This is a genomic window from Sphingobacteriales bacterium, assembly GCA_012517435.1.
Classification (GTDB): Bacteria; Bacteroidota; Bacteroidia; order CAILMK01; family JAAYUY01; genus JAAYUY01.
The window spans coordinates 1-7,442 of record JAAYUY010000031.1 but is presented as its reverse complement, the minus strand read 5'-3'; the positions used below and the strand labels follow the sequence as shown (position 1 = coordinate 7,442).

The 7,442-nt window shown below is 39.4% G+C and carries 6 protein-coding genes and 1 tRNA gene; 4 read left to right on the top strand and 3 right to left on the bottom strand.

The genetic code is table 11. The features are described from left to right. From GX437_01995 to GX437_01980, 4 genes are all read left to right on the top strand, one after another. Positions 1–2,674, top strand: a 2,674-nt coding sequence (locus tag GX437_01995) for a PKD domain-containing protein (protein NLJ06420.1), incomplete at its 5' end; no start/stop codon positions are given. Between the two features lie 104 nt (positions 2,675–2,778). Next, on the top strand, positions 2,779–3,525 hold the full coding sequence (gene fabG / locus GX437_01990) for a 3-oxoacyl-[acyl-carrier-protein] reductase (GenBank protein ID NLJ06419.1): 747 nt from the start codon (positions 2,779–2,781) through the stop codon (positions 3,523–3,525). A 79-nt stretch (positions 3,526–3,604) separates the two neighbouring features. After that, a tRNA-Pro gene (locus GX437_01985) sits at positions 3,605–3,679 on the top strand. 309 nt (positions 3,680–3,988) lie between these two features. Continuing rightward, positions 3,989–5,086, top strand: coding sequence for an ATP-dependent 6-phosphofructokinase (locus GX437_01980; GenBank protein NLJ06418.1), 1,098 nt, complete (start codon positions 3,989–3,991; stop codon positions 5,084–5,086). Here the strand turns inward: GX437_01980 and GX437_01975 are convergent, their stop codons facing one another. The 3 genes from GX437_01975 to GX437_01965 form a co-directional block, all read right to left on the bottom strand. Then, complete coding sequence (locus GX437_01975) at positions 5,087–5,461, bottom strand: hypothetical protein (protein NLJ06417.1); 375 nt, start codon at positions 5,459–5,461, stop codon at positions 5,087–5,089. Between the two features lie 25 nt (positions 5,462–5,486). Next, entirely contained in the window at positions 5,487–6,719 is a 1,233-nt protein-coding gene (pepT, locus tag GX437_01970) for a peptidase T (protein NLJ06416.1), read from the bottom strand. A 6-nt stretch (positions 6,720–6,725) separates the two neighbouring features. Then, positions 6,726–7,442: peptide transporter (locus GX437_01965; GenBank protein NLJ06415.1), on the bottom strand; the 717-nt coding region annotated here is incomplete at its 5' end.

Genomic DNA, 7,442 nt, shown 5'->3' with positions numbered 1-7,442 from the left:
TAACTGTCCCAAAAATTATAATCCTCAGTATAATGAATTGAAGAACAATATCCTCGCTAACTTTAATAATGGTAATGTATTGTCGCTTTCGAATTATGCCGTTCAATACAAATCACTTGGGATTTCAGATTATAATTGTTTTTACACTGAAGGAAAATCTTTTGCTACCTATGCTTCCACCAATGTTCCTACTTTTCAGAAATGGGTAGCTGATACTAAATTTGATAATCATTCGATTTTTGGTCAACCTGGGTTTAAATCATATGAAGATTTACATTTGACTGATTATGATTACCTTAAGCTGGCAACTCCAATTACAGAGGTTACCACAGATATTGACGGAGAAAACCGAAGTCCATTATGGCCAACAATCGGAGCGGATGATATCAATACCAGACAAATAGATGCCTCAGTTTCTTATATTATCGAAAAGGAATACAGCGTTTGTGAAGGCCTCAATGATATAAGATTAAAAATCAGTAATTTGGGTTTAGTTGATATAGATACCTTTATACTTTCTGTAAGCTTTAACAGAAAAAAAATTACTGAAGATACTTTTAATATTTCACTCAGCTATATGCAGGATACCGTTCTTAATCTGGGGAAAGATACATTTCAGTTTATTGGTCCGAATGAACTTCAGGTAAGGCTGATGCTTCCGCAATGGATGAAAGATGAAGATACCTTAAACAATACAATAAAAATTGATAATTTTAAGGTCATCAGGAAACCGAAAGTGAGTTTTGTGAAAAATGATAATATTTGTGAAAATGACAATGCAAGGCTTGAAATTCATGGAGATGGGATGAATTATTTCTGGTATTATTCTCCGCAAAGTGAGTTTCCTTTTCAGAAAGATTCCATATATGATCTGATAAAATGTAAGGAAAACAAGATTTTTTATGCAACGGCTGTCAATATTCTCAGCATACCAGACAGTATCAACATCCCGGTATGGGGTAAAAAAATTGGTAAAATGGGCTACATGTTCAATATTCAGGCAAAAGAGTATGATATATTCATGGAAAGCATTGGTGTAATGTCTTCCAAACCATCCGGATATTCTTTCCCTGTTGCAGTTTATTTCAGGAGTGGCTTTTATAAAGGATTTGAGACCAATCCTTCTGAATGGAATTTATTAGGTTCAGAAACAATTCAATCAAATGGCCCTGATAGTTTTTCCAACATCAAAATGAAGAATTTCAAAATTGGAGCCAATAATAATTATTCATTTTACGTAACTTCGACCAAATCCGAGGTATTGCTCACAGCCAATTCTTTTTCAGGAGTTAAAGTAAATGATGATTTACAGGTGTCAAATGCTTCGATATTGGATTATCCTTTTAAATCAGGTTTCCAGACCAATACACAGGCTGTCATCGATATTCATTACACAAAACAAAGGTATTGCGAATCAGAACGTTATCCGGTCAGCGTGAGGCTTAAGCAAAAACCTGATACTGTCTTAACGCCTTATATAGATGTATGCTATGAAAAACCAATTGAACTTGCAGTTCAGGAGTCTCCGGATTTTAAATATGTCTGGAAATACAACAATCTGACAGATACCCTTTCTACCAGCAGGAGTATCCGTACTGATACCTCGGGTTTGTATTCGGTCTGGGTGAGCAATGAATGTGGTGATATCAATTTTAATCAGGTTATGGTATATGCTAATCCCCGTCCTGATTCAAGGCTTGAGGTAAACGATACCGTTCAATGTTTTGTTGGAAATAAATTTATTTTCCATCCTTACACGACTTTGTCAAGGGGAAAGATAATATCAAATTTCTGGAGTTTTGGCGATGGCGATCACTTACTCGATAGTGTGGGTGTGCATAGTTATCTTTCCCCCGGAAATTATCAGGTTCAGCTGATTACATTTTCTGATGGGAACTGCTCAGATACGGTTTTAGGACCGATTTTAAAGGTAAATCCAAGTCCTGTGGCAAAATTTAAAGTTAATAATAAGCGGCAATGCAAGGATGAAAATATATTCCTGCTCTCAAACTTAAGTAAAATTGAAACAGGAACTTTAGCTTACACATGGTATCTCGGTGATGGTACAGTTTCAAATCTTGAGAATCCTTACCATCACTACGATAATCCGGGAATATATCATGTCATGTTATTGGCAGAATCTGATGAAGGATGCAGCGATTCAACAGAAATGGAGCTTGAGGTGGTGCCCAATCCTGGGATGTTTCTTGGAAATGATACCACTGTCAAAGTGAACCATCAGATTGTTTTAAAGCCGAAAGAAAAATTTGACAGTTATTTTTGGTCAGACAACAGTACGGAAGACAGCCTGTTGGTCAGCTCAGCTTATGTCGGCAAACAAACCGTATGGCTGACAGTTACGAAAAACGGATGTACCGGATCTGATACCATTAATATTTATTTTGATTCGAATGTCGCCATCAGGAGCTTAATTCCGTATGGCATACTGATGTATCCTAATCCTGTGGCTGATAAAATACGGGTATTATTGTTAAATGGCTATAATGATGTAATGACTTACGAAATAGCTGATTTGTCGGGAAAAATAATAGTTAAAGGTTTTCTGACTGAAAAGTTCAATGAAATTCCTGCTGAATTTCTCCGTTCCGGCTTATATTTTATCACCCTGTTTCAGGGAGACAGAATTTTCAGGGAAAAATTCATAAAGTACTGATTTTAAACAAATAGCATAAGTTAGTTGCAGTCTGCAGGGATAAATGCAGTTATTTGAATTTTATCTAAATTTGCCCGGCTGAATAAACCTAAAAATTTAAGAAAATGAAATTATTAGACGGAAAAGTTGCTTTCATCACCGGTGCATCCCGGGGAATTGGTAAGGCAATAGCCCTGAAATTTGCTGAAAACGGGGCAAATATTGCATTTACCGATATTTTCAGGGATGACAACATGATCAACACCGAAAATGAACTGAAAGCTTTTGGCGTAAAAGCCATTGGCTATCCTTCAGATGCAAGTTCCTTTGAGAAATCAGAGGCCACCATCAATCAGATCATTAATGATTTTGGAACTATTCATATAGTTGTCAACAATGCAGGTATTACCCGCGACAATCTGTTAATGAGAATGACTGAAGATCAGTGGGATGCGGTGATAAATGTTAATCTGAAATCTGTTTACAACATTACCAGATCGGTGTTGAAGGAACTGATGAAAAACCGTCAGGGCTCCATCATAAACGTTAGCTCCGTAGTAGGAGTCGGTGGAAATGCAGGGCAGTCGAACTATGCTGCCTCCAAGGCTGGCATTATCGGGTTCACCAAATCAATCGCTCAGGAAGTCGGAAGCCGGAATATCCGATGCAATGCCGTTGCACCGGGATTTATCGAGACCGAGATGACAGCAAAATTACCGGAAGATATTAAAAAAGGATGGATAGAAAAAATTCCCCTCAGGCGTGTCGGTTATCCTGAAGATGTTGCCAATGTGTGTTTGTTTTTAGCCTCCGACCTGTCTTCTTATGTTTCAGGTCAGGTCATCAATATTTGCGGGGGAATGAAAACCTGAAAAAATCTTTCACATTTTGATTTACTGTCAGATATTTGCGGGGAAATAAAAAAGTTCTTTTTCAGGAATAATTAAAGTTCGGGGTGTAGCGCAGCCCGGTTAGCGCACTTGCATGGGGTGCAAGGGGTCGGAAGTTCGAATCTTCTCACCCCGACTTATCAGAAAGGGTTTCTGGCTTAAATGGCTTGAAACCCTTTTGTTTTATCATACCATTTTGACATTGTAAATAATCCGATACAGTTACAGATGAATGGTAATGAGTTAAGGTTACGGGTTTTGAATTTCGGGTCCCGGATTCCTTTTTTTACATACCGAAGAATTCCTTATGTTTTCCTGTTTTTTTAAAAAATATTCCACTAAAGAAAACTGACCTGCTTGAAGTTCATCTCAAAAAATCAATTTCTTAAAACATATTTTACCTGTTCCAGGAAAATAATGAGTAATTTTGCAAAAAATATTGAAGATGAACCGTGTTTTACTTGTAACAGGCGGTGGCGATTGCCCCGGATTAAATGCCGTAATCAGAGCTGTGGTCAGAAGAGCATCCAGGGAAGAGAACTGGGAAGTTCTGGGAAGTATTGAAGGATTTAACGGTATCTTGAATGAACCGACAGAAGTGATGATTCTGGATAAAAAAAACACAGCAGGAATTCATTTTATAGGTGGAACTATCATTCAAACCACCAACAGGGGAGGCCCTTTTGCATGGCCTGTCCGTCAGAATGACGGGACATATATTACCATCGACCGGTCGGACGAGATGATCAGGAAAATTCAGTATCTTGGTATTAATGCCGTCATTAATATCGGAGGTGATGGTTCGCAGCGTATTTCTCAGGCTCTTTTTGAAAAAGGACTGAATATTATCGGTGTTCCAAAAACTATTGACAACGACCTGAGTGCAACGGACTTTACTTTTGGTTTTCAGACCGCTGTCCAGATTGCCACCGAAGCTGTTGATAAACTGGTAACGACAGCCGCCAGCCATAACCGTGTTTTTATTCTGGAAGTGATGGGAAGAGATGCCGGCTGGATCGCTCTTCATGCTGCCATTGCAGGAGGTGCAGAAATCTGCCTCATTCCTGAAATTCCTTATGATCCGAATGTGGTTCTTCAAAAAATCAATAAAAGATTTAAGAAAGACAGGGGTTTTGCCATTGTGGTCATAGCTGAAGGAGCAAAATCTATCGGAGGTGAAGTAGTGGGCACACATGTAGCCGAAGCCGGTTATCATCACATTAAGTTGGGAGGAGTTGGTTTCAAACTGGAAAGAGAGTTGAAAGCACTGGGATGTGAGCATGAAATCAGGAATACGGTTTTAGGTCATTTGCAGAGAGGCGGAGTTCCGCTGGCATACGACAGGGTTTTGGCCAGTCAGTTTGGCGTTAAGGCTTTTGAAATGGTCTTGAACAAGGAGTTTGGGAAAATGGTAGCCTACCGGCATCCCAATATTACTACAGTCGATTTGAGAGATGCCATCAGCAGGCCCAATTATGTCAATCCCGAGTCAGATTTGGTCAAAACAGCCAAAGGGCTGGGAATTTCCTTTGGGGATGAATAATTACTTAATGATTATTGTCAATTCGGTAACTTTATTGGCCGGGATAGCTCCGTTGGTTTTTGTGGTGGTAAACCAGTTGTTCAGATTCCCTTTTTCCACATTTATCCAATATTCCGTTGTATCGATGTCCACATAACTGACTTCTCCGTTTTTATCCGTAAATTTTGCAGGAAATAAAGCGTTCCTTTTGTTAGACCAGTCTTCCCCATTGGCAAACAGCAATACTTCGGCACTGTCAATTGCTTGTGATTGCTGATTTTTAACAGTGATTTTCAGGGTAGTTTTAATAACAGGATCCGGTTCATCCTTACAACTAAAGAATACTGAAGTCAGAAAAAACAAAACTGTCAAAGAAATAAATGTTTGTCTCATCATGGGTAATTAATATTAATGGTAGATTTTATTCTGCGTAAAGTTTAACTAAGTTTAGAATTACCTGGACGGCTTTTTCCATGGTTTCAACACAAACGTATTCGTATTTGCCATGAAAATTAACACCTCCGGCAAAAATATTCGGGCAGGGAAGCCCCATGTAGCTTAATCTTGCTCCATCTGTTCCCCCTCTGATAGGTTTGACTATCGGTTCAACACCGGCCATTTCCATAGCTTTTATGGCTTTTTCAACCACATGAAAAACAGGTTCGACCTTTTCACGCATGTTGTAGTATTGATCTTTCATCTCAAGCCTGAAGGTATCTGCTCCATATTTTTCATTAAGAAATCCGGTAATTTTTTCAAAATACTGTTTCCTTTTCTCAAATTTTATTTTGTCGTGGTCGCGGATGATGTATTGTAACATGGCATTTTCGACACTGCCATCTATTTTCATCAGGTGATAAAAACCTTCATAGTCCTGTGTATGTTCGGGTTTTTCAACTCTTGGAAGCATATTCTCAAATTCAATGGCTAATAACAGCGCATTAATCATTTTGTTTTTTGCATATCCGGGATGAATATTTTTCCCCTGAATAAAAACCTTGGCACCTGCTGCGTTAAAGTTCTCAAATTCAATTTCACCTTCCCAGCTTCCGTCCATGGTGTAGGCATATTCAGCACCAAATTTTTTCACGTCAAAATGATCCACACCCCGTCCGATTTCTTCGTCAGGGGTAAAACCGATTTTTATTTCTCCATGCTTGATTTCCGGATGCTCAGTCAGGTATTCAATGGCTGTCATTATTTCAGCGACTCCAGCTTTGTCGTCTGCACCAAGTAATGTGTTGCCGTCAGTGGTGATGAGAGTTTTGCCTTCCAGTTTAAGGAGTTCAGGAAAGTCTTCCGGAGAAAGGTAGAGGTTTTTTTCCTGGTTCAGTAATATGGCTTTACCGTTGTAATTTTGGATAATCTGAGGCCTGACATCTTTCCCCGGCATATCCGGACTGGTGTCAAGGTGGGCAATAAAGCCTATCGTTGGTATTTTTTTATCCGTATTGGCGGGCAAAGTAGCCATTACATAGCATTTTTCATCAAGGCTTACGTCCTTCAACCCCATTTTATTCAATTCATCAGTCAGCAGGTGGGCAAGCTCGAATTGTTTTGCGGTACTGGGGGTTGATGATGAATTTTCATCAGATTGCGTATCGATACTGACATATTTCAGAAACCTTTCTATTAGTTTTTCTTTCATAACCATTTTATTTTATTCAATACTTTCTTTTTTTGCTTTTAAAGATTCGTAAACCAGGTAGGCAACCAAAAGGAGAAACATGAAAAATCCAAGGATAGCTGCACCATTTGATTCAAACCATTCTTCATTGACGATGTTAAGTCCTGCAAATTTTAAAAGTGCACTGACAACACCCATTAAAGCGCCTCCTGCGATAAAGCCCGAAGCCAGCAAAGTACCTCTTTCCTTGCGTGCCTGATTAAGTTTTTCATCCTTTGAACGGGTCGAAACATACCATGCTACCAAACCCCCTACCAGAAGAGGAGTGTTTAACTCAAGTGGTATAAACATTCCAAGTGAAAATGCAAGGGCAGGGACACCTATCATGGTCAGTATCAGCGACATAAAAGCGCCTGATGTGTATAAAAGCCATGGAGCGGCCTTCCCCGACATCAGCGGCTCAATAACAGCTGCCATTGCATTTGCCTGAGGAGCTACCAATGCTTTTTCTCCAACAAAGCCATAGGTTTTATTTAACAAAATGATAACCCCGCCAACGGTTACAGAACTTACCAGGACACCGAGGAATTTCCATGATTGTTGTTTATAGGGGGAACTTCCCAGCCAGTAGCCTATTTTGAGGTCAGTGATAAATCCGCCAGCCATGGCAAGAGCCGTACAAACAACACCTCCGATTACGAGTGCGGCTACCATACCGTCATTTCCGCTTAATCCAATGGATGCCATGAT

Excerpts from the sequence above, each read along its gene's own strand:
- GX437_01980 (NLJ06418.1), top strand. The coding sequence starts at position 3,989 with ATGAACCGTGTTTTACTTGTAACAGGCGGTGGCGATTGCCCCGGATTA.
- pepT (NLJ06416.1), bottom strand. The coding sequence starts at position 6,719 with ATGGTTATGAAAGAAAAACTAATAGAAAGGTTTCTGAAATATGTCAGT.
- fabG (NLJ06419.1), top strand. The coding sequence starts at position 2,779 with ATGAAATTATTAGACGGAAAAGTTGCTTTCATCACCGGTGCATCCCGG.
- GX437_01975 (NLJ06417.1), bottom strand. The coding sequence starts at position 5,461 with ATGATGAGACAAACATTTATTTCTTTGACAGTTTTGTTTTTTCTGACT.